Raw genomic sequence first — 19,659 nt, forward strand, 5'->3', positions numbered from 1 at the left:
GGAGCGTAGATTCGCGTCGCTCCTGAGACAAGAGGGATCCTCGGGTTGACGCGCGAGGCGGCGGGCCGAGCCGGGTGGGGACCCGGCCTCGGCCGCCCTACTTCGTGAGCTTTCCGAGCTTCGCGTGCGAGCGGGAGTAGGCGAAGTAGATGGCGAAGCCGATGGCCAGCCAGATCAGGAAGCGCAGCCACGTCTCGAGGCTGAGGTTGAGCATCAGGTAGGTGCAGATCAGGGCGGAGAGGCCGGGGAGCCAGGGATTGAGCGGGACGCGGAAGCCGCGCTTGAGCTCGGGGCGCTTGCGGCGGAGGACGATGACGCCGACGGAGACGAGGACGAAGGCGGAGAGGGTGCCGATGTTGACCATCTCCTCCAGGACGCCGATCGGGGTGAAGCCGGCGAGCAGCGCGACGATGGCCGTCACGACGACCGAGGTGACCCACGGGGTGCGCAGGCGCGGGTGCACGGTGGCGAGGCGCTGGGGGAGGAGGCCGTCGCGCGACATCGCGAAGATGATGCGGGTCGCGCCGATCAGCAGGGTCAGCACGACGGTGGTGAGACCGGCGACGGCGCCGGCCGAGATGACCGTCGCCATCCAGGTCTGACCGTGGTACGCGAAGGCGTTCGCGAGGGCGGCGGACGGGTCGAGCTCGCGGTAGGGGACCATGCCGGTGACGACGAGGGCGACGGCGCAGTAGAGCACGGTGCAGATGATCAGCGAGGCGATGATGCCGATGGGCAGGTCGCGCTGCGGGTTGCGGGTCTCCTCCGCGGTGGTCGCGACGACGTCGAAGCCGATGTAGGCGAAGAAGACGAGCGAGGCGCCGGCGATGATGCCGCCGACTCCGAAGGTGGCCGGCTCGATGCCCGAGAGGAACTGCAGCAGCGGCTGGGCGAGGCCGGAGGCGGCCTGGGACGCCTCGGCCGGGGGGATGAACGGGGAGTAGTTGCCGCCGTCGATGAACTGCAGCCCGGCGATGATGACGAACAGGACGATGAAGAGCTTCACGGCGACGAGCACCAGGTTCACGCGCAGCGACTCCTTGATGCCGAAGGTCATCAGGCCGCCGAGCACCAGCACGAGCAGGATCGCGGGGAGGTCGACGACGCCGCCGTAGGAGAGCGCCTCGGGCAGGACGATGCCGAGCTGCCCGAGGAAGGAGCCGAGGTAGGCGCTCCAGCCCTGGGCGACCACGCTCGCGCCGAGGAACAGCTCGAGGATGAGGTCCCAGCCGATGATCCAGGCGAACAGCTCGCCGAGCGACGCGTAGGAGAACGTGTAGGCCGAGCCCGACACGGGCACCGTGGAGGCGAACTCGGCGTAGCACATGGCCGCGAGCGCGCAGGCGAAGGCGGCGACGACGAAGCTCAGGACGATCGCCGGGCCGGCGATGTCGTGCGCGGCGCGACCGGTGAGCGTGAAGATGCCGGCGCCGATCACCACTCCGACGCCGAAGACGGTGAGGTCGAGGGCGCTCAGCGACTTCTTGAGGCGGAACTCGGGCTCGTCGGTGTCGGCGATGGACTGCTCGACGGACTTGGTGCGGAGAAGGCTCACGGTGGTTCTCTCTGGTGAGGTGACGCGGTGTGCAGCGATTCGCGACGCGACGGCACTCCGGGAGGATAGCGGCGCGGCGGGCATCGGCGGTGCGGCGTGCCGATCGCGGCCGCCGAGCCCTGGAGGAGGGCCCGGACGGAGGGCTACCCTTCCACGCATGCACAGGATCTTCTCGACGAGCGTCGCCTCCGTGTATCCGCACTACGTGGCCAAGGCCGAGCGCAAAGGGCGGACGCGGGAGGAGGTCGACGAGGTCATCGGCTGGCTGACCGGCTTCTCCGAGGCGGAGCTGCGCGGCCACCTCGATGCCGGCACGACGTTCGAGGACTTCTTCGCCGCTGCCCCGATGAATCCGAGCGCGGTCCTGATCACGGGGGTGGTCTGCGGCGTGCGCGTCGAGAGCATCGAGGACCCGCTGATGCAGAGGATCCGCTGGCTGGACAAGCTCGTCGACGAACTGGCGAAGGGCAAGGCGATGACGAAGGTGCTGCGCGCCTGACCCTCGTGCCCGACGGCTAGCGGTCGGGCCCGGGCGGTGAGGTCTCCGCGCAGGCGTCGAGGAGCCGCCCGAGGTGCTCGCCCCAGCCCGCCTCGTGCTCGAGTCGGAGCGCGTCCGGCGTGCCCAGCCGGCGGAACCCCTGCTCCGTCACGGTCACCGTCGATCCCTCCGGCGCCGGGCTGACGCTCACCGAGACCGTCAGGACGTCGTCCCAGCCCGGCTCGGTCCACTCGAAGGACAGGTGGGACGGCGCGTCGACGGCGAGGACCTGTCCGGTCGCCTCGAGGGTTCTGCCGCCCTCCGTCCAGGTCTCCCGGAGCGGCGCGCCGGCTCGCGGGTCGAACTCGAGCTCGGGCCACCACGACGAGCGATCGACCAGGAGTCGCCACACCTCTGGAGGAGTCGCCGGAACGGTGACCGCGGCCCGGGCGACGTCGTCTCCGGCCGGGGAGTCATCCATCGGAGCCCGTGCTCCCGCCGGCGCCCTCGCGCGCAGCCGTGCCGGACCGGTCGGCCGTCGCACGCGCCTCGGGGGGCCCGCGGCGGCGGCGGATCGTCACGACGACGAGGGCGATCACGGTGGCGACGAGGAGCCAGGGGAGAAGGAACCCGATGCCGATGAGCGCGCCGTTCCCGGCCACGACCAGTCCGTTCCAGCCGGCGAGGAGACCGTCGAGGAAACCGGTCGGCTGGGCGGACGCGGGCGACGCACCGGGCAGTACCGTCACCGTGAGGGTCGCCAGCGACACCTGACCCTCGAGGGCGGCGAGCTGCTGCTGGGAGGACTCGAGCGACGCCTGACGATCGGCGAGGGCGGACTCCGCGGCGAGGAGATCGGGGAGGCTGCCGGCCTGCGCGATCAGCTCGGTCAGCCGGTCGACGGACGCCTGAGCGGCGTCGACCTGCGCGCGCAGGTCGATCGCCTCGGTCGTGACGTCGCGCCGCTCGATCGACGAGGCGGTCACCCTGCCGACGGTGGACAGAGAGTCGTGCGCGTCGGCGAGCCGGTCGGCGGGGACGCGGATCGAGACGGAGCCGGCGCCCTCGGGGAGGGGCGCCGGGAGGGACGGGTCGTACGGATCGGCTCCGGCCGTCGTCTCGGACGTGCGGGAGCTCTCGACGTAGCCGCCGAGCTCGACGGCGATCGCGCTGAGCGCCGCGATCGCGTCGGGGACGCTCTCGGCCTCGAGCGTCGCGCTCGCCGTGGAGACGATCTCCCGGCCCGTCGCCTGCTCGGACGAGTCGCCGGGCGCCTCCGCGGAGCCCTGCGCGGCGCCGCCGGCGAACTGCGGCGCGGATTCCGCCCCCGACTCCCCGAGGTCGAGGCCACCGGCCTCGCTCGACGACCCCGCTGCGCTCGAGGCCGCCCCCGAGCCGGCAGCGCCCCCGACCAGCGGACCTACGACGACCGCGAGCGCGAGGAGGCCCGCGGCGACGCTCCCCACCGTCGTGATGCGTCGGCGACGGGCGCTCCGCTCGTGTCGTGCGGCGCCGATGGAGCGGAAGACGCGCGCCTCGAGTGCCGAGACTCGGTCGTCGTCGAGGGCCTCGAGCTCGGGCGCCGGGCGATCGGAGTGCTCGTGCTCGCGGCTGCGCACATCGCTGGGTTCGGTCATGACGTCTCTGCTCCTCGGAAGTCGTCGACCACCAGGCGGAGGCGCCGGCGGACGCGCGACAGGCGGTTGCGGACGGTGGCGTGCGAGACGCCCAGGGTGACGGCGGCCTCCTCGTAGCCGCGCCCCTCCGTGGCGCACAGGCGGAAGATCGCGCGATCGAGCTCGGCGAGTCCGGCCGTCTCGCGGAGGATCGCCTCGGCGAGAGCGGCGGTGACGATCTGCTGCTCGAGGTCGTGCGGGGAGGGTGTCTCGTCGTCGGCCTCGACGGTCCGCTCCCGATCGCGACGGCGGGCGCGGAGGTGGTTGGCCGCCTGGAAGCGGCAGATCGTCGCGAGCCAGGGGAGCAGGGAGTCGCTCGCGAGCTCGAGCGCGCCGAGCCTTGTCCAGGCGACGACGAAGGTCTCCTGCGTCACGTCCTCCGCATCGCGCGAATCGCGGAGGAGGCCGTGAGCGAGCCAGTAGACCGGCCGGACGTAGGCGCGGTAGAGGCTGCGGAAGGCGAGCTCGCTGCCCGCGGCCGCGCGACGCACGAGCTCGGCGTCGGTCTCTCCCGGAGCCGTCCTCGACGCGGGCCCTGTGCCGGGCTGCCCTGTGCCTGGCTGCGCGGTGGTTGGCGGCACAGTGCCTTCGTGCGTGGGTGTCATCCGCCGACCTCCTCTCCCTCTCACTGTGACAGTGTCGGGCGGGCGCCGATCGTCTCAGAAGTCGATCGGGCGGGCGCGGCGAGTGCTGGGGCGGGCGCCGTGCGCGGTGCCGTCCTGGATTGGGCGCGCGCCCTCCACAGGGCGGAGGAGCACCCGGCTCTCCCCGGATCCGTCGGTCGCCGCCCACGGAGCTCGCGAAGACGACGACCGTAGCCGCCATGACTGGAACCGATCGCCTCACCACCACCCGCCACCACCCGCACCGGGAGCCGGAGATCCTCCGGGCGAGCGGCCTCGCCGACCTGCTCGCCGCCGTGCCCTCGATGATCGGCGTGCAACCGGACGACGCCCTCGTGGTCGTCCCCTTCCTCGGGAACCGGGCGGGCGGCGGCTTCCGCTTCCCGCTCCCGGCCAGGCTGCGCCGGGCCGAGATCGACCAGCTGGCCGGCCGGTGCGTGCGCTTCGCCGCGTCGATGCCGCGGGCGACCGCGGTGCTCGCGATCGTCTACACCCGGCAGACCTACGCGGACGCGCGCGGAGTCCCGCTGCTCGACCTCGGGCGCGCCGTCCTGCGGAGGCTGGAGCGCACCGACCTCGGCATCGTGGATGTCGCCTGCGTCGCCGGTGACGGCTGGGGCCGCTACACCTCGACCGTCGAAACCCGCGAGCCTCGGCCTCTCGCGGAGATCGAGGGCAGCGAGACCGGGATCCTGGCCCGAGCGGCCGCGCCGGAGCCGCTCGACGCGACGGCGCTCGCCGTGCTGCCGAAGGTCTCGGACGCGGACCGCGCGATCGCCGCCGCGATCGTGCGCCATCCGGCGGCGGGGGTCCGGGACGTGGTCGGACTCGTCGAGCGCTGGCTGCACGGTCCGCCGGCACCGCGTCAGGAGGCGGCGCTCATCCAGGTGCTGCAGTCGCCGCCGCTGCGCGATCAGACGACCCTGCAGATCGCGCTCGGCAGTGGGTCCGCGATCGAGGAGCGCAGGCGGCAGCGGGACCTCGAGGTCGAGATGGCGCGCTCGAGCCGGACGATGGACGAGGTGGTGCAGGAGCAGGCGGAGGCGGGTCCGACGGACGCGCACGACCTCGCCTCCGCATCGCTGATGATGGGGACCGGGCCCTGCCCCGACCTCGAGCGGGTGGAGCAGGCGACCGCACGGCTCGCGCGAGCGGCAGCGCTCGCGCCCGTCTCGGCCCGGCCGCCGGTGCTGACCGTCCTCGCCTGGTGCTGGTGGGCGCTCGGGGTGTCCACCGTCGCGGCCCGCCACCTCGAGGAGGCGCTGCGGATCGACCCGCACTACTCGATGGCGAAGCTCTACTGGACCGTGTTCGAGATGCGGGCCGTCCCCGACTGGGCGATCGAGGCGGCGGCGCGGGCGCTGGACCGGGCGGCGGCCCGCCCTTGAGGGAGAGGCCGCAATCGGTCCCCGGGCCGATCCACCTGAGGAGGGTCTTCCCTCGCACTCGCGGGACCGGTAACGTGCAACCTGATGGTTGTAGATGTGGAGAACGAGATCGACGTCGACCGCGTGTTCCGGGCGCTCGCCGACAGCACGCGACGCGACATCGTGGCGCGGGTGCTCGAGAAGGAGCAGTCGGTGACGGAGCTCGCGGCGCGGTACGAGATGTCGTTCGCCGCGGTGCAGAAGCACGTCGCCGTCCTGGAGCGCGCGGAGCTCGTCCGCAAGCGCCGGAGCGGGAGGGAGCAGCTCGTGCGAGGGGAGGTCGCGCCGCTCGGAAGGGCGTCGCGGCTGCTCGCGTCGTACGAGCTGCTCTGGCGCGATCGCATCGACCGCATCGCCGACGTCCTCGCCGAGGACGGGGAGCGACCATCGGAGGACCGAGGGAAGGGACCAGCACGATGACCGTTGTGGAGTCTGCCAAGGACGTCGAGGAGCTGACGCTGACCATCACCGCCGAGTTCGCGGCGCCCGTCGAGCGGGTGTGGCGGATCTGGGCGGATCCCCGTCAGCTCGAGCGCTGGTGGGGTCCGCCGACCTGGCCGGCGACGTTCGAGGAGCACGAGGCGACGGTGGGTGCCCGCAGCAGCTACGTGATGACCGGTCCGGACGGCGAGAAGGCCCGCGGGTACTGGCGGGTCACCAGGGTCGACGAGCCGACGCGGCTCGAGTTCGACGACGGCTTCGCAGACGACGACGGGAATCCCGTCGACTCCCTGGGGATCACTCACGCCGTCGTCACCCTCGCGGAGGTCGACGGGCGCACCCGGATGATCGTCCGATCGAGCTTCGAGTCGCTCGAGCAGCTGGAGCAGATGGTGCAGATGGGCATGCAGGAGGGCATGACGCAGGCGATGGGCCAGATCGACGCACTGCTCGCGGAGTGAGAGCGCTGAGCGGGTCCCTCCGCCGCGTCAGTCCTGCGGCGCCGGGTCGGTGAGGTCGGCGGCGTAGGCCGCCACCGATCGGCGGTAGCGCGGCAGCGTCGGAGCGAGCGCCTCGAGGGCGGTCCGCAGCGCCTCGTCGGTCCGGCCGGCGCTGTGCAGGGCGAGAGCGAGGAAGACCTCGCGGGCCGCGCCGGTCGCCGGGTGCGGCTCGGTCGCCGCGAGGATCGCGACGGCCTCGTCGGGGCGGCCGAGATTGCGCAGGGTCGAGGCGTACTGGATGCTCAGCCGGGCGAGGCGCTCGCCGTCGAGTCCTGCGGCGACAGCGCGCTCGTACTCCTCCGCGGCCTCCGCCTCGTGCCCGGCGCTGTCGAGGGCGCCGCCCAGCTCGAAGTGCGCGACGCCGTCCGTGCCGGGGTAGCGCGCGGCGAGGACGCGCATGCGCTCGACGACCCCGTCCGGGTCGTCGAGGCCGTCGAGGCGGTCGACCGCCCGCTGCCAGAGGACCGAGGCGTCGTCGTCGGGGAGGCGGAGCGCCCCCTCGGCGTCGTCCGCCGACGCGACGGAGGCGGGCTGCGGGTCGGGGGAGGGCGGGGAGGAGGTCATGCCACGACCGTATCGGGGACTCGCCGAGCCGTCCGGCTGACCTCTCCCCGCCGCGTCAGGAGGCGCTGTCGGCGGATGCGGTGGGGGAGTCCGGGGCCGTGAGGGTCTCGCTGCCGGTCCCCTCCACCTCGGCCGCCTTCGCGCGGCGTCCGGCCTCGACCACGACGGTGGAGGCTGCGGCGCCGGCGGCGAGGGCGAAGAGCGCCCATCCGGCGCCCCACTTTCGCTTGCCGACGAGCCCGTCGAAGGACAGGGCTCCGGGACCGTCGGCGACGATCGCCGCGGCCGCCGCGGACAGGACGCCGTTGTACTCCCAGCCGCCGCCGGCGTTCCAGAGCCCGTTCGACCAGTGCACCTTGCGGACCGCCGTGACCATCGTCGCGATCAGTCCGGCCGCCGCGATCGGCGTCGCCATCCCGAGGGCGAGCGCGGCCCCGCCGGCCGTCTCGGTGACGGCGGCCGCGACCGCGTTCCGGCGCGCCGGGTGCAGCTCGAGGCTCTTCATCATCTCCTCCGTCCCGTCGAGTCCCGGTCCGTCGAACGAGCCGCGGAGCTTCTGCAGACCGTGTCCGACGAACAGACCGCCGACGGCGAGACGGAGAATGAGCGAGCCGACCTTCATGGTGACCTCCGGGAGGGGTGGGGTGGTGGGGACGTGTAGAGCGAGCGTCGCCGCTCGGGCGGGCCGGGTCAAGGGGTCGCGCGGGCGCCTCTCCCGGCGCAGGAGACCGCTAGGCGGTCAACCGGTTCGCCTCCTATGATCGGAGCGGATCGACTCGAAGGAGAGCACGCATGACCGGACGCCTCACTGGCAAGACCGCCCTCGTCACCGGAGCCGGCTCCGGCATCGGCCGGGCCGTGGCGGAGCGCTTCGCGCGGGAGGGCGCCCGCGTCGCCTTCACCGACCGCGACCTCGCCGCCGCCGAGGTCGCCGCGGGCGCCTTCCCGGACGCGGTCGCCGTGCGCCTGGACGTCTCGGACGAGAGCAGCGTCGAGCAGGCGTTCGCCCGGCTCGCGAGCGACGGGCTCGCGGTCGACGTTGTCGTCGCGAACGCCGGCGTGCAGCTGTTCGGCCAGGACGCGCGGATCGCCGACCTCGACCTCGACGTCTGGCGCCGCACGATCGACATCAACCTCACCGGCACCTTCCTCACCGTCAAGCACGCGGTCCGCGCGCTCCTCGGTCGCGGCGGCTCGATCGTCCTCACCGGCAGCCCGACCGGGCTCAACGGCGAGGGGCAGGACTTCACCGCCTACAGCAGCTCCAAGGCCGGCATGCACGGTCTCGCCCGCACCGTCGCCGCCGCGTACGCCGGCGAGGGGATCCGAGTGAACACGGTCGTCCCGGGCTACACCGAGACTCCGCTGGTCACCGCGATCTCCGGTGACGCCGAGGCCCGGGCGGCGATCACCTCGCGAATCCCGCTCGGTCGGCCCGGCTCCGCGGCGGACGTCGAGGGGATCATGGTCTACCTCGCCAGCGACGAGTCGAGCTACGCCACCGGCGCGCTCTTCCGCGTCGACGGCGGCATGACCACCCTCTGATCGTGCCCGAGATCGAGATCCGGCCGGCGGCTCCGACGATCCCGGCCGGTCTGCTCGCGCGCGAGGAGCGCGACGAGCGCGCCCTGCGCTGCGGCCCCTGGTCGGTGCGGTGCTCGGACGGGAGGCTGGACGACCTCCGGTTCGGTGCGGCGCGGATCCTGCGCGGTGTCCGCTTCGTCGTCCGCGACGAGGACTGGGGGACCTTCGAGACCGTGCGCGCGGCCGTCGAGGTGCGCGACGACGAGCTGATCGTCGAGGGCGAGAGCGCCCGGGACGGCGCGCGGGTCGGCTGGACCCTCCGCGCCGTCTTCTCGGCCGACGCGCTGCAGATCTCGCTCGAGGCGCGCGCGATCACCGACGTCCTCCGCAACCGCCTGGGCCTGATCGTGCTGCACGGTCCGGAGAGCGCCGGAGCGCCGTTCGAGGCGCGCCACCCCGGCGGCGGCGTCGACCGCTCCGCCTTCCCCGAGCGGATCGCGCCGCACCAGCCGGCGCAGGACCTCGCCGGTCTCGCCTGGACCGCGGACGGCGTGCCGGTCGAGCTGTCGCTGGAGGGCGACGTCTTCGAGACGGAGGATCAGCGCAACTGGACCGACGCGTCCTTCAAGACCTACTCGACGCCGCTGAGCCTGCCCTTCCCGGTGCGCGTCGCGGCCGGCGAGGTCGTCCGGCAGAGCCTGCGGATCGTCTGCGCCGGCCCGCCGCCGGTCGCCCCCGAGGACGCGCTCCCGCTCCGCTGCGTCCTGGGCACCGGGGGCGTCGGCGGCCCGCTCCCCGAGATCCGCACCTCCGCCTCGAGCGCGCCGACGGGTCTCCGACCGGACGCGCGGCCCGGGCTCGACCTCCTGGTCGAGTGCGACCTCCGGTGGGCGGGCTGGCGGCGCGCCCTGCGTCGTGCACTCGAGGACGCCGGCGGACGCCCGATCGATCTGCGCATCGTCGCCTCGGTGCCGGAGGAGGTCCGGACAGTCCTCGACGAGCTCGGCGACGCCTCGATCGCCCGCCTCGGGGTCTTCGCCGCCCGGGGCCACCGCAGCACGCCCGAGCTGCTCGAGGAGGCCCGGCGCGCGGCCGCCGAGCGCGGTGCCGAGGTCGTCGGCGGGGTCCGCTCGCACTTCACCGAGCTCAACCGCGGCGCCGACGCGCTCGCCGACGGCGACGCTCCGCTCGCCTTCAGCATCACCCCCTTCATGCACGACCGCTCGGGGCACCAGCTGGTCGAGTCGATCGCCGTCGAGCACACGGTGGTCCGCGACGCGACGGCGACCGCGCGGGGCCGCCGTCTGCACATCGGCCCGATCACCCTCGGGGCGCGCATGAACGCCGTCTCGACCTCGCCGTTCGATCCCGGCGACGCCGACATCGACCGGTCCGGCTACGGTCCGCACGCCGTCCCCGGGGCGACCGACGAGCGCCAGCACGCGCCGGAGCTGGCGGCCTGGGTCGTCGGGAGCCTCGCCGCGCTGGCGGCGCCGGCCGTCGCCTCCCTCGCCTACTTCGAGCAGTGGGGTCCCCGGGGGATCGTCGGTCCGGAGGGGCTGACGGCCGCCGGAACGGTGCTCGAGTGGGCTGCGGCGCTCGCCGGATCACCGCGGCTGGACGTCGATGCGGCGGGACTGGTCGCGCTCGGGGCTGCCACGACGAGCGGTCCGGTGGTCCTGCTCGGCAACCTCGGCGGTGCGCCGGTGCCGGTCGATCCGATCGGGATCGCGCGATGGGAGGCGGCCGGGGAGGGGCGAGGGACGCCGTTCGTGCTCGCACCGGGCGAGGCCGCGCGGGTGACGCCGGCCGTCTAGGGCCGCTCGGAAGCCGTGCCCGCGGTGTGCCCGTCCGAGGTCTCGAACGGGCCGTCGGGCGTGCCGCGCCAGCTCTCCGCGCACGCCACATGATGATGAGGATCCGTCGGTAGCGTCGTCGACGGCGCGCGAGCGCGGGACCCCCCGCCCGCGCCGCGCGCCCCTGATCGAGAGGGACCTCCGTGAAGCACCGACGCCTCGCCCATCCGTTCACCCGCACCTCGCTCGCGCGGACCCCGCACGCGAGGACGCTGTCCGGCCTGACGCTCGCCGGCCTGGCGCTGTCCGGCCTCCTGGCGCTCTCGGCCTGCTCGCCCGCCGCGGAGGACACCGGGCCCGCCGAGAAGACCTCGCCGCTGTCGGAGTACTTCGGAGCGCTCTACGGCGGCGATCTGTCCCCGGAGGAGCAGGAGGCCCGCTTCGCGGAGCAGGACCGGGCCCGCGAGGAGCTCATCGCGACCTGCATGCAGGAGGCGGGCTTCGACTACATCCCGAACGTCCAGCCGGCGTCGCTCTCGCCCGGGGCCGACGAGTACGAGCCCGACGATCGGGAGTGGGTCGCCCAGTACGGCTACGGCATCCTGGACTCGCCGGGCCGCAACGACGACCCGGCCGCGGGCGAGGAGTACGTCGACGCCAACGCCGACCACGTCGACAGCCTCTCGGAGTCCGAGCGGGCCGCCTGGTCCGAGGCCCTCCACGGCCCGTCCGAGCCCGAGGACGCCGCCGCCGCCGAGGACGGGTCCTACGAGTACGACTGGACGACCGCCGGCTGCTTCGGTGCCGCCCAGCACGAGATCGACGGCGACGACCCGGCCTCGGACGAGAAGCACAAGCCGGTGATGGATGCGCTGAACGAGTTCTACTCCGGCCTGCAGTCGGTCCCCGAGCTGGCGGATCTCGACGCGGCGTGGTCCTCCTGCCTGTCGGACGCGGGCTACCCGGGCTTCGCGACCCGGTACGACGCCATCGGCTCGATCAGCGAGGAGATCACCGCGATCCACGAGACGGCGGGTGACGCACCGGTCGGGCCGACGGACCCGACCTTCGTCGCCCTGAAGGAGAAGGAGATCGAGCTCGCCCTCGCCGATCTGGAGTGCCGGGAGAAGACCGGCTACACCGCGGCGTTCGAGAAGGTGCAGAACGAGCTCGAGCAGCGCTTCATCGACGACCACCGCGCGGAGCTCGAGGCCCTCAAGGCCGACGCCGAGCAGGGCGAGTAGATGAGCGGCCCGGAGCGACCGCCGTCGAGGGACGCGACGCCGACCGATCCGCTCGACGTCCTCGTGCCCGCCGTCTCCGGCGGTGAGGCGGAGCGGACTCCCGGCACCGCGCCCGGGGACGACCGTGCGCGACCCCTCCGCGGCCGGTTCGCGGCGCTGACCGCCGTGCTCGCGCGCAACCGCGTCCTCTGGATCGTGGCCGCCGCCGCCCTGCTCAGCCTCGTCGCGGGCCTGCTGGTCGGGCGGTTCGTGGTGTCGCCCGCCGAGGCGGCCGCGCAGGCGGAGCCCCCGGCCGCCGGTCTGATCACCGCGCCGGTCGAGTTCGGCGAGCTGAGCAACGACGTCACGCTCCGTGGCGAGGTCCGCTACGCGGACGCGGTCGAGGTGAGGATCGACACCACGTCGATCCAGGGCGCGGCGGTGGTGACCGGCCAGGTCCCCGCGACCGGCGCCGTGCTGTCGCCCCTCTCGATCGCCCTCGAGATCGCCGGGCGGCCCGTCATCGTGCTCCCCGGAGAGCTTCCCGCCTACCGCACCCTGCGGTTCGGCGTGTCCGGTCCGGACGTCGTGCAGTTCAAGACGGCGATGCGCAGCCTGGGGATCGACGCGGGCGACCCGGCCGACGACGTCTTCGACGAGACGGCCGCGAACGCGGTCACCGAGCTCTACGCCCAGGCCGGCTACGGGGCCCCGGCCGCGCAGGAGGACGGCGAGGACGTGGTCCGCGGCGCCCAGGAGGCGCTCCGATCGGCCGAGCAGGGGCTCGTCGCCGCCCGGAAGGACCTCGACGCCGCACGCGCGGGCGCCTCTCCGGTCGAGATCCGCGAGGCCGACAACGCCGTCGCGACCGCACGACGCGAGCTGGAGGCCGCCCGCTCGGCCGACCCTCAGGACGGCCTCCGGATCGCCGACCTCGACGACGCTCTCGCCCTGGCCGAGCTCCGGCGCGCGCAGCTGGGCACGAGCACCGACACCGGGGCTCAGCAGGACGCGGTCGAATCGGCGCAGTCGCAGGTGACCCGGGCGCAGGAGGATCTGACCCGGGCCCGCCGGTCGGTCCTGCCCGCCTTCCCGGCGGGCGAGGTGCTGTTCCTCACCTCGCTCCCGCGCCGGGTGGACGCGGTCACCGCCGAGCGGGGCGCCGTCCTCTCCGGGCCCGCGATGACGGTGTCCGGCGCGCAGGTCGAGCTCTCCGGCTCCGCCGCCGAGGCCGACGCCCGACTGCTGACGGTCGGGCAGAAGGCCTCGTTCGAGCTCCCGGACCGGGCGCAGCACGGCGCCGTCGTCTCGGGGGTCGACCCCGCGAAGGACGGGAAGGGGCGCTGGACGCTGACGCTGACGCCCGATCCGCTCTCGCCGGAGCAGATCGAGCAGCTGCGCGGCACCAACGTGAAGGTCTCCGTCGCCGTCGGTGCGACCGAGGGTGCGGTGCTCTCGGTCCCGCTCGCGGCGCTGTCCGCGGGCTCCGGCGGGGAGAGCCGGGTCGAGGTGGTGGACGGCGATCCGCGCGACGCCGACGCGCCCACGCGCCTCGTCGTCGTCACCACCGGGCTCGCCGCCGAGGGTGCGGTCGAGGTGGTGCCCGTGGACGGAGCGCTCGACGAGGGCGATCTGGTCGTGGTCGGCCGGTGACCGCGCCACTGGTCGAGCTGCGGGACGTCACGCGCTCCTTCCCCGGCCCGCCCGAGGTGCAGGCGCTCAAGGGGGTGAGCCTGCGGATCGAGGAGGGCGACTACGTCTCGATCGTCGGCCCCAGCGGCTCGGGGAAGTCGACGATGCTGAACATCCTCGGACTGCTCGATCGTCCGAGCGTCGGCGAGTACCGCCTCGACGGAGCGCTCACCGGGGCCCTCGACGAGAACACGCGGGCGGCCGTGCGCGCGCAGCGCATCGGCTTCGTCTTCCAGTCCTTCCACCTGCTGCCCCGGCGCACCGTGCTCGAGAACGTGATGCTGCCGATGCTCTACAGCGGGACCCCGCGCTCCGACCGCGAGGCGCGCGCCCGCGACGCCCTGCTCCGGGTCGGCCTCGGACACCGGCTCGGCTTCCTGCCGACCACGCTCTCGGGCGGCGAGCGCCAGCGCGTCGCCGTGGCCCGCGCCGTGGTCGCCCGCCCCAGCCTGCTCCTCGCCGACGAGCCGACGGGCAACCTCGACGGCTCGACGACCTCGGAGGTGATGCGGCTCTTCGAGGAGCTGACGGACACGGGGCTCACCCTCGTCGTGATCACGCACGACCTCGCCGTCGCGAGGCGGGCCCGCCGCTGCCTGCGGATCGCGGACGGGCGCATGCAGGAGGTCACCGCGTGAGCGCGCGGCTCGCGGCGCTCCGCTCCCGGCTCGGGCGCCGACGACCGGGAGCGGTCGCGGCGTCGCCGCTGCTGCGGCCGGTCTCGCGCGCCGACCGCTTCGGTGCGGCCGACCTCCTCGCCGAGGCCACCTCCGACATCGGCACGCGGCCGGCCCGGCTGGTGATGACCCTCCTCGGCACGGTGCTGGGCATCGGCGCTCTCGTCGCCACGATCGGCTTCGCCCAGACGACCGCCGACCAGCTGGCCCGTCGCTTCGACGCCTTCGCCGCCACCCAGGTCGTGGTGCAGCCGGCGAAGGCGGAGGACTCCTCCGGCGCGAGCGTCGCCACCGGACGGCTGCCCTGGGACGCGGTCGACCGCGTCCGCCGTCTCGCCGGCGTCGAGCAGGCGGCCGTCGTCGGCGAGGTCGCCCTGCGCGAGGGGGCGGGCGTCACCGCGGTGCCGGTGAACGACCCCTCCGCCCCCGCCGCAGCGCCGCCGCGGGTGTTCGCCGCCTCCGCCGAGCTCCTCGACACCCTCGAGGGTCGCGTGAGCGTCGGGCGGATGTTCGACTCCGGTCACGACGCGCGCGCCGATCGCGTCGTCGTGCTCGGCACCCGGGCGGCGGAGCGGCTCGGCGTCGAGCGCGTCGACTCCCGGCCCTCGATCCTGATCGACGGCGTCGCCTACTCGGTCGTCGGGATCTTCGCGGACGTCCACGCGCGCGCCGAGCTGCTCGACGCCGTGGTCCTCCCCACAGGGACCGCTCGCGCCGACTTCGCTCTCGCCGCCCCCGGCGATCTCCAGGCGCGGATCGCCATCGGCGCCGGCCCTCAGATCGCGGCGCAGGCGCCGTCGGCGCTCGCCCCCGACGCGCCCGACACCGTCTCCGTCTCGGCGCCCGGCGGCCGCTCGGAGCTCGCGGGCGACGTCCGTGCCGACGTCGACCTGGTGTTCCTCATCCTCTCGGTGGTGGTGCTCCTCGCCGGCGGCGTCGGCATCGCGAACGTCACGTCGCTGTCGGTGATGGAGCGCGTCGGCGAGATCGGACTGCGGCGGGCCCTCGGCGCCACCCGGCGCAGCATCGCGCAGCAGTTCGTCGTGGAGTCGGCGGTCATCGGTCTCCTCGGCGGCCTCCTCGGAGCGGCGACGGGCGTCGTCGCGGTGCTCGCGGTCTCGCTCGTGCAGCAGTGGACGCCGGTCCTCGATCCCGTCGTGGCCTTCGGCGGCGCGCTCCTCGGAGCGGTCATCGGGCTGCTCGCCGGCAGCGTCCCGGCTCGGCGCGCCTCGCGGATCGAGCCGATCGCGGCCCTGCGCGGGACGTGAGACCGGGCCGGCCGCGCCGGCGGCCGGCGCTCCGGTGATCCGCTCCGCCGCGGCTCAGCTGCCGGTGTCGGCGAGGCGCCGGGAGGCGGTGCTCATGTGCGCCTCCATCGCCCGCGCGGCGGCCGACGGGTCGCGCGCCTCGATCGCCTCGAGCACGGCGCGGTGCTCGGTGAAGGCGTCGCGCGCCTGCTCGGGACTGCTGAGCGCGCGCTCGACCCAGAGGCGCAGCAACGAGCGGATGGTCTGCAGCAGATCGCGCAGCACGACGTTCTCCGCGCTGAGCGCGATCTGCAGGTGGAAGCGCACGTCGGCCTCGACGAAGGCCGCGATGTCGTCGAGGTGCGACTCCATCGCCGCCAGATGCGCGCGGAGGCGCTCCAGCCCCTCGTCGTCGATCCGCAGCGCCGCCAGCATCGCGGCCTGCACCTCGAGGCCGCTGCGCACCTCGATCAGCTCGGCGGTGCGGCCGGCGGAGAGCATCAGCCCCCAGCTCAGCGTCGTGGGCAGCAGCTCGGAGGTGCTGTCGCGCAGATAGGTGCCGGAGCCGGGCCGCACCGTGACGATGCCCAGGATCTCCAGCGCTGCGAGTGCCTCGCGCACCGCCGAGCGGCCGACGCCCAGGCTCTCGGCGAGCTGGCGCTCCGGCGGGAGGCGGGAGCCGGGCACGAGATCGCCGCGGGTGAGCAGCGAGGTCAGCTGCTTCGCGACCTCGGCGACGGCGGTGCCGCGGGGGAGGACCTGCAGCTCCAGGCGCACGAGGGACGGGTCGTCTTCGGGGTACGCCGGCATGCTCCGACCGTAGCAACCGCGCCCGCGCGGGGACGGCAGCGACGCGACCGCCGAACCGGTTGACAGCTCCACCAGGGAGAGGGCATCATCGGATTGGTCAACCGGTCAGCCAATTCATCAGGCGATCGGGACAGCCCAACACAGTCGTTGACATGGATCAGGAGATCGACGTGGACCTTCCCTCCCGCACAGGCGGTACGACGGCCGACGCCGCCGTCGAGAAGAGCGCCATCAGGAAGGTGTCGATCCGGCTCGTGCCGTTCGTCGCCCTGATGTTCTTCATCAACTACCTCGACCGCACCGCCATCGGCTTCGCCGCCCCGAACGGCATGGAGGCCGATCTCGCCCTCTCGGCGGCCCAGTTCGGCTTCGCCTCCGGCGTCTTCTTCATCGGCTACATCCTGCTGGAGGTGCCGAGCAACCTCGCGCTGCACCGCTTCGGCGCTCGCCGCTGGCTGGCCCGGATCATGGTCAGCTGGGGCATCGTCGCGCTCCTCTTCACCTGGGTGCAGAACTTCGAGCAGCTCGTCGCCCTGCGCTTCCTGCTCGGCGTCGCCGAGGCCGGCTTCTTCCCCGGCGCGATCCTCTTCCTCAGCCTCTGGGTGCCGGCGAAGCACCGCTCGAAGATCCTGGCGCTCTTCTACCTGGCGCAGCCGCTCACCACGGTCATCGGCGCCCCGCTCGCCGGCTTCCTGATCGAGCAGGACGGCATCCTCGGTCTCGAGGGCTGGCGCTTCATGTTCCTCGGCGTCTCGCTGCCCGCGATCGTCGTCGGCGTCATCGCCTGGTTCTACCTCAAGGACAAGCCCTCCGACGCGAAGTGGCTGACCCGCGAGGAGCAGGTCTGGCTCACCACCGCGCTCAAGCGCGAGGAGGACGTCAAGACCCAGGGCGTCACCACGCACCCGAAGATGTCGACGGCCTTCACGAGCGGTCGCGTCTGGATGCTGAGCTTCGTCTACTTCGGCTTCATCTACGGCCTGTACGCGCTCGCCTTCTTCCTGCCCACGATCATCGAGGGCTTCCAGGAGCAGTACGGCACCACCTTCGGCATCTTCGAGAAGGGCCTGATCACCGCGATCCCCTACGTGCCCGCGGCCATCGCCCTCTACCTCTGGTCGCGGGACGCCACCCGCCGCGGCGTCCGGACCTGGCACATCGTGATCCCCGCGATCGCCGGTGGCCTCAGCATCCCGCTCGCGCTCTTCGCCGGCTCCCCGGCGGCGACGATCGCCGTGATCACCGTCACCGCGATGGCGATCTTCTCGGCGCTGCCCAACTTCTGGACCTTCCCGACCCGGTTCCTCACCGGTGCGGCGGCCGCGGCCGGCATCGCGCTGATCAACACGGTCGGCAACCTGGCGGGCTTCTCCGCTCCGTACATCACGGGCGCCCTCCGCGACGCGACCGGCGGCTACGAGGTCCCGATGTTCATCGTCGGCTTCTTCCTGCTGCTCTCGGCCGTCCTGATGGCCCTCCTCGCGCGCCGCTACAAGGACGCTCCGCTCGACGCGCCCAGCGTCGACGTGATCGCCCACTGACGTCGCACGCGCCGACGTCGCCGGCTCCGCCGTCGCCCGCCCGCTGATCCCCGCTCGCACCGTGAACCCTCCCGAACAGGACCCCCGATGACCCGGCTGTACAACGACCCGTCCGACTTCGCCGACGAGATGATCGACGGCTTCGTCGCCGCGAACCGCCGCTTCGTGCGGCGGGTGCAGGGCGGCGTGGTGCGCTCGACCGTGAGCGCCCCCGGCTCGGTCGCCCTCGTCGTGGGCGGCGGCTCCGGCCACTACCCGGCGTTCGGCGGACTCGTCGGGCAGGGCCTCGCGCACGGCGCGGCGATGGGGAACCTCTTCGCCTCGCCGTCCGCGCAGCAGGTGCACTCGGTCGCCCGGGCGGCCGAGCACGGCGGCGGCGTGCTGCTCAGCTACGGCAACTACGCGGGCGACGTGCTCAACTTCGACGCGGCCGAGCGGCGCCTGCGCGACGAGGGGATCGACGTCCGCACCGTCACGGTGACCGACGACGTCTCGAGTGCGAGCGTCGCCGAGAAGCACAAGCGCCGCGGCATCGCCGGCGACCTGACGGTCTTCAAGGTCGCCGGCGCCGCGGCGGAGGAGGGCGCGTCGCTGGACGAGGTCGAGCGCATCGCGCGCCTCGCCAACGAGCGCACCCGCTCCTTCGGCGTCGCCTTCTCGGGCTGCTCGCTGCCCGGTGCCGCCGAACCGCTCTTCACGGTGCCGGAGGGCCGCATGGCGGTCGGCATGGGCATCCACGGCGAGCCCGGGATCCGCGAGGACGACGTGCCGTCGGCCGACGGACTCGCCGAGCTGCTCGTCTCGTCGCTGCTGGCCGAGCTGCCCGACGGCGTCGACGCGGCCGAGGGGTCGCGCCTGGTCGTCGTGCTGAACGGCCTGGGCTCGGTGAAGTACGAGGAGCTGTTCGTCGTCTACTCGGGCGTCGAGCGGCGCCTGCGCGAGAGCGGCATCGAGGTGCTCGAGCCCGAGGTCGGCGAGCTCGTCACGAGCTTCGACATGGCCGGCGTCTCGCTCACCTTCTTCTGGGTCGACGACGAGCTGGAGCGGCTGTGGAGTGCTCCGGCCGAGGCGCCCGCGTACCGCAAGGGCGCCGTCCGCGCCGCCGAGCAGGCCGAGGTGGCGGAGCAGGAGCGGGCCACGGTCGTCATCGGCGACGCGAGCGACGACTCCCGCACCGCCGCCGTCACGATGCTCGCCGCCCTCGAGGCGACGCAGAGCACGATCGACGACCACGCCGACGAGCTCGGGCGGATCGACGCGGTCGCCGGCGACGGCGACCACGGCATCGGCATGCAGCGCGGAGTGCACGCGGCGGTCGCCGCCGCCCGGGCCGCGCTCGAGGCCGGCGCCGGAGCGGGCACCGTGCTCGCCCACGCGGGCGACGCCTGGTCGGACCGCGCAGGCGGCACCTCCGGAGCACTCTGGGGCGCCGCGCTCGCCGCGGTCGGCTCGGCGCTCGGCGACACCGCTGCACCCACCGCCGCCGCCGTCCGCACGGGCGTCGACGGCGCGCGGGAGGCGATCCTGCGCTTCGGTGCGACGCCGGGCGACAAGACGATGGTCGACTCGCTCGTCCCGTTCGCCGACACCCTCGGCGCGGCCGTCGACGCGGGGGAGGAGCTGCCCGCCGCCTGGACCCGCGCGGCCGCCGCCTGCACCGAGGCCGCCGCCGCGACCGCGCAGCTGCTGCCGCGGATGGGCCGCGCCCGTCCCCATGCCGAGAAGAGCCTCGGCACGCCCGACGCGGGTGCGCACTCGCTCGCGCTGATCGTCACCGCGATCGGCGCGGTGCTCACGTCGGGCGATGCCCCCGCTCCCACCGCCCCCGTCGGCACCGGCGCGTAGCGTCGACCCCGTCCCCACGACCCCGACCCGCAAGGAGAGA

General features: G+C 73.8%; 19 protein-coding genes. 12 read left to right on the top strand and 7 right to left on the bottom strand.

All coding sequences use genetic code 11. The annotated features are described in order from the left end of the window. Positions 1-97: 97 nt before the first annotated feature. Positions 98-1,555 (bottom strand): amino acid permease, encoded by a 1,458-nt coding sequence (locus HQQ82_RS17300; RefSeq protein ID WP_367947994.1) that lies wholly within the window; start codon positions 1,553-1,555, stop codon positions 98-100. A 157-nt stretch (positions 1,556-1,712) separates the two neighbouring features. On the opposite strand from HQQ82_RS17300, the gene HQQ82_RS17305 reads away from it, so the two are divergent. Next, positions 1,713-2,054 carry a DUF2200 domain-containing protein gene (locus tag HQQ82_RS17305; protein ID WP_173235319.1) on the top strand — a complete coding sequence of 114 codons (342 nt, stop codon included), beginning with the start codon at positions 1,713-1,715 and terminating at the stop codon, positions 2,052-2,054. A gap of 16 nt (positions 2,055-2,070) precedes the next feature. Here the strand turns inward: HQQ82_RS17305 and HQQ82_RS17310 are convergent, their stop codons facing one another. The 3 genes from HQQ82_RS17310 to HQQ82_RS17320 are packed head-to-tail and all read right to left on the bottom strand — an operon-like array spanning position 2,071 to position 4,200. Then, positions 2,071-2,514 carry an SRPBCC domain-containing protein gene (locus HQQ82_RS17310; RefSeq protein ID WP_173235320.1) on the bottom strand — a complete coding sequence of 148 codons (444 nt, stop codon included), beginning with the start codon at positions 2,512-2,514 and terminating at the stop codon, positions 2,071-2,073. Further along, positions 2,507-3,670, bottom strand: a complete 1,164-nt coding sequence (locus tag HQQ82_RS17315) for a DUF4349 domain-containing protein (RefSeq protein ID WP_173235321.1) — start codon at positions 3,668-3,670, stop codon at positions 2,507-2,509. The genes HQQ82_RS17310 and HQQ82_RS17315 overlap by 8 nt, the downstream gene beginning before the upstream one ends. Continuing rightward, positions 3,667-4,200, bottom strand: a complete 534-nt coding sequence (locus tag HQQ82_RS17320; protein ID WP_367947995.1) for an RNA polymerase sigma factor — start codon at positions 4,198-4,200, stop codon at positions 3,667-3,669. The genes HQQ82_RS17315 and HQQ82_RS17320 overlap by 4 nt, the downstream gene beginning before the upstream one ends. Before the next feature lie 332 nt (positions 4,201-4,532). On the opposite strand from HQQ82_RS17320, the gene HQQ82_RS17325 reads away from it, so the two are divergent. The 3 genes from HQQ82_RS17325 (at position 4,533) to HQQ82_RS17335 (ending at position 6,661) form a co-directional block, all read left to right on the top strand. Beyond that, entirely contained in the window at positions 4,533-5,720 is a 1,188-nt protein-coding gene (locus HQQ82_RS17325; protein WP_173235323.1) for a DUF4192 family protein, read from the top strand. 84 nt (positions 5,721-5,804) lie between these two features. Beyond that, positions 5,805-6,179: a helix-turn-helix transcriptional regulator gene (locus HQQ82_RS17330; protein WP_173235324.1), complete on the top strand. Its 375-nt coding sequence runs from the start codon at positions 5,805-5,807 to the stop codon at positions 6,177-6,179. Continuing rightward, on the top strand, positions 6,176-6,661 hold the full coding sequence (locus HQQ82_RS17335) for an SRPBCC domain-containing protein (protein ID WP_173235325.1): 486 nt from the start codon (positions 6,176-6,178) through the stop codon (positions 6,659-6,661). Before HQQ82_RS17330 ends, HQQ82_RS17335 begins: the two co-directional genes overlap by 4 nt. Positions 6,662-6,688: 27 nt before the next feature. On the opposite strand, the gene HQQ82_RS17340 is transcribed toward HQQ82_RS17335, so the two are convergent. Both HQQ82_RS17340 and HQQ82_RS17345 read right to left on the bottom strand, forming a co-directional pair. Next, positions 6,689-7,264 carry a tetratricopeptide repeat protein gene (locus tag HQQ82_RS17340; RefSeq protein WP_254071624.1) on the bottom strand — a complete coding sequence of 192 codons (576 nt, stop codon included), beginning with the start codon at positions 7,262-7,264 and terminating at the stop codon, positions 6,689-6,691. 55 nt (positions 7,265-7,319) lie between these two features. Continuing rightward, the gene (locus HQQ82_RS17345; RefSeq protein WP_173235326.1) at positions 7,320-7,886 is read right to left on the bottom strand and encodes a DoxX family protein; all 567 of its coding nucleotides are present in this window, start codon (positions 7,884-7,886) and stop codon (positions 7,320-7,322) included. Positions 7,887-8,056: 170 nt separating this feature from the next. On the opposite strand from HQQ82_RS17345, the gene HQQ82_RS17350 reads away from it, so the two are divergent. The 6 genes from HQQ82_RS17350 to HQQ82_RS17375 all read left to right on the top strand — a co-directional run bounded on the left by HQQ82_RS17350 (position 8,057) and on the right by HQQ82_RS17375 (position 15,444). Next, positions 8,057-8,809 (top strand): SDR family NAD(P)-dependent oxidoreductase, encoded by a 753-nt coding sequence (locus HQQ82_RS17350; RefSeq protein WP_173235327.1) that lies wholly within the window; start codon positions 8,057-8,059, stop codon positions 8,807-8,809. Between the two features lie 2 nt (positions 8,810-8,811). After that, the gene (locus HQQ82_RS17355) at positions 8,812-10,605 is read left to right on the top strand and encodes a hypothetical protein (RefSeq protein WP_173235328.1); all 1,794 of its coding nucleotides are present in this window, start codon (positions 8,812-8,814) and stop codon (positions 10,603-10,605) included. Between the two features lie 182 nt (positions 10,606-10,787). Continuing rightward, positions 10,788-11,828 (top strand): hypothetical protein, encoded by a 1,041-nt coding sequence (locus tag HQQ82_RS17360; protein ID WP_367947996.1) that lies wholly within the window; start codon positions 10,788-10,790, stop codon positions 11,826-11,828. Further along, a complete protein-coding gene (locus tag HQQ82_RS17365; protein WP_254071625.1) occupies positions 11,829-13,460 on the top strand; it encodes a hypothetical protein in 1,632 nt (543 codons plus the stop codon). Beyond that, entirely contained in the window at positions 13,457-14,137 is a 681-nt protein-coding gene (locus HQQ82_RS17370) for an ABC transporter ATP-binding protein (RefSeq protein WP_173235329.1), read from the top strand. The genes HQQ82_RS17365 and HQQ82_RS17370 overlap by 4 nt, the downstream gene beginning before the upstream one ends. Further along, on the top strand, positions 14,134-15,444 hold the full coding sequence (locus tag HQQ82_RS17375; protein ID WP_367947997.1) for an ABC transporter permease: 1,311 nt from the start codon (positions 14,134-14,136) through the stop codon (positions 15,442-15,444). Before HQQ82_RS17370 ends, HQQ82_RS17375 begins: the two co-directional genes overlap by 4 nt. 54 nt (positions 15,445-15,498) lie before the next feature. Here HQQ82_RS17375 and HQQ82_RS17380 read toward each other — a convergent pair whose 3' ends face one another. Beyond that, positions 15,499-16,233 carry a FadR/GntR family transcriptional regulator gene (locus HQQ82_RS17380; protein ID WP_173235330.1) on the bottom strand — a complete coding sequence of 245 codons (735 nt, stop codon included), beginning with the start codon at positions 16,231-16,233 and terminating at the stop codon, positions 15,499-15,501. Positions 16,234-16,505: 272 nt separating this feature from the next. Between HQQ82_RS17380 and HQQ82_RS17385 the strand changes: the two genes are divergently transcribed. Both HQQ82_RS17385 and HQQ82_RS17390 read left to right on the top strand, forming a co-directional pair. Beyond that, on the top strand, positions 16,506-17,774 hold the full coding sequence (locus tag HQQ82_RS17385; protein ID WP_254071638.1) for an MFS transporter: 1,269 nt from the start codon (positions 16,506-16,508) through the stop codon (positions 17,772-17,774). Between the two features lie 87 nt (positions 17,775-17,861). Further along, positions 17,862-19,619: a dihydroxyacetone kinase family protein gene (locus tag HQQ82_RS17390; RefSeq protein WP_173235332.1), complete on the top strand. Its 1,758-nt coding sequence runs from the start codon at positions 17,862-17,864 to the stop codon at positions 19,617-19,619. The last annotated feature ends 40 nt before the right edge of the window (positions 19,620-19,659 follow it).

The sequence above is a fragment of the Rathayibacter sp. VKM Ac-2856 genome (genome assembly GCF_013205055.1).
Lineage (GTDB): Bacteria > Actinomycetota > Actinomycetes > Actinomycetales > Microbacteriaceae > Rathayibacter.

Excerpts from the sequence above, each read along its gene's own strand:
- HQQ82_RS17305 (WP_173235319.1), top strand. The coding sequence starts at position 1,713 with ATGCACAGGATCTTCTCGACGAGCGTCGCCTCCGTGTATCCGCACTAC.
- HQQ82_RS17310 (WP_173235320.1), bottom strand. The coding sequence starts at position 2,514 with ATGGATGACTCCCCGGCCGGAGACGACGTCGCCCGGGCCGCGGTCACC.
- HQQ82_RS17315 (WP_173235321.1), bottom strand. The coding sequence starts at position 3,670 with ATGACCGAACCCAGCGATGTGCGCAGCCGCGAGCACGAGCACTCCGAT.
- HQQ82_RS17325 (WP_173235323.1), top strand. The coding sequence starts at position 4,533 with ATGACTGGAACCGATCGCCTCACCACCACCCGCCACCACCCGCACCGG.
- HQQ82_RS17330 (WP_173235324.1), top strand. The coding sequence starts at position 5,805 with ATGGTTGTAGATGTGGAGAACGAGATCGACGTCGACCGCGTGTTCCGG.
- HQQ82_RS17335 (WP_173235325.1), top strand. The coding sequence starts at position 6,176 with ATGACCGTTGTGGAGTCTGCCAAGGACGTCGAGGAGCTGACGCTGACC.
- HQQ82_RS17340 (WP_254071624.1), bottom strand. The coding sequence starts at position 7,264 with ATGACCTCCTCCCCGCCCTCCCCCGACCCGCAGCCCGCCTCCGTCGCG.
- HQQ82_RS17345 (WP_173235326.1), bottom strand. The coding sequence starts at position 7,886 with ATGAAGGTCGGCTCGCTCATTCTCCGTCTCGCCGTCGGCGGTCTGTTC.
- HQQ82_RS17350 (WP_173235327.1), top strand. The coding sequence starts at position 8,057 with ATGACCGGACGCCTCACTGGCAAGACCGCCCTCGTCACCGGAGCCGGC.
- HQQ82_RS17365 (WP_254071625.1), top strand. The coding sequence starts at position 11,829 with ATGAGCGGCCCGGAGCGACCGCCGTCGAGGGACGCGACGCCGACCGAT.
- HQQ82_RS17380 (WP_173235330.1), bottom strand. The coding sequence starts at position 16,233 with ATGCCGGCGTACCCCGAAGACGACCCGTCCCTCGTGCGCCTGGAGCTG.
- HQQ82_RS17385 (WP_254071638.1), top strand. The coding sequence starts at position 16,506 with ATGTTCTTCATCAACTACCTCGACCGCACCGCCATCGGCTTCGCCGCC.
- HQQ82_RS17390 (WP_173235332.1), top strand. The coding sequence starts at position 17,862 with ATGACCCGGCTGTACAACGACCCGTCCGACTTCGCCGACGAGATGATC.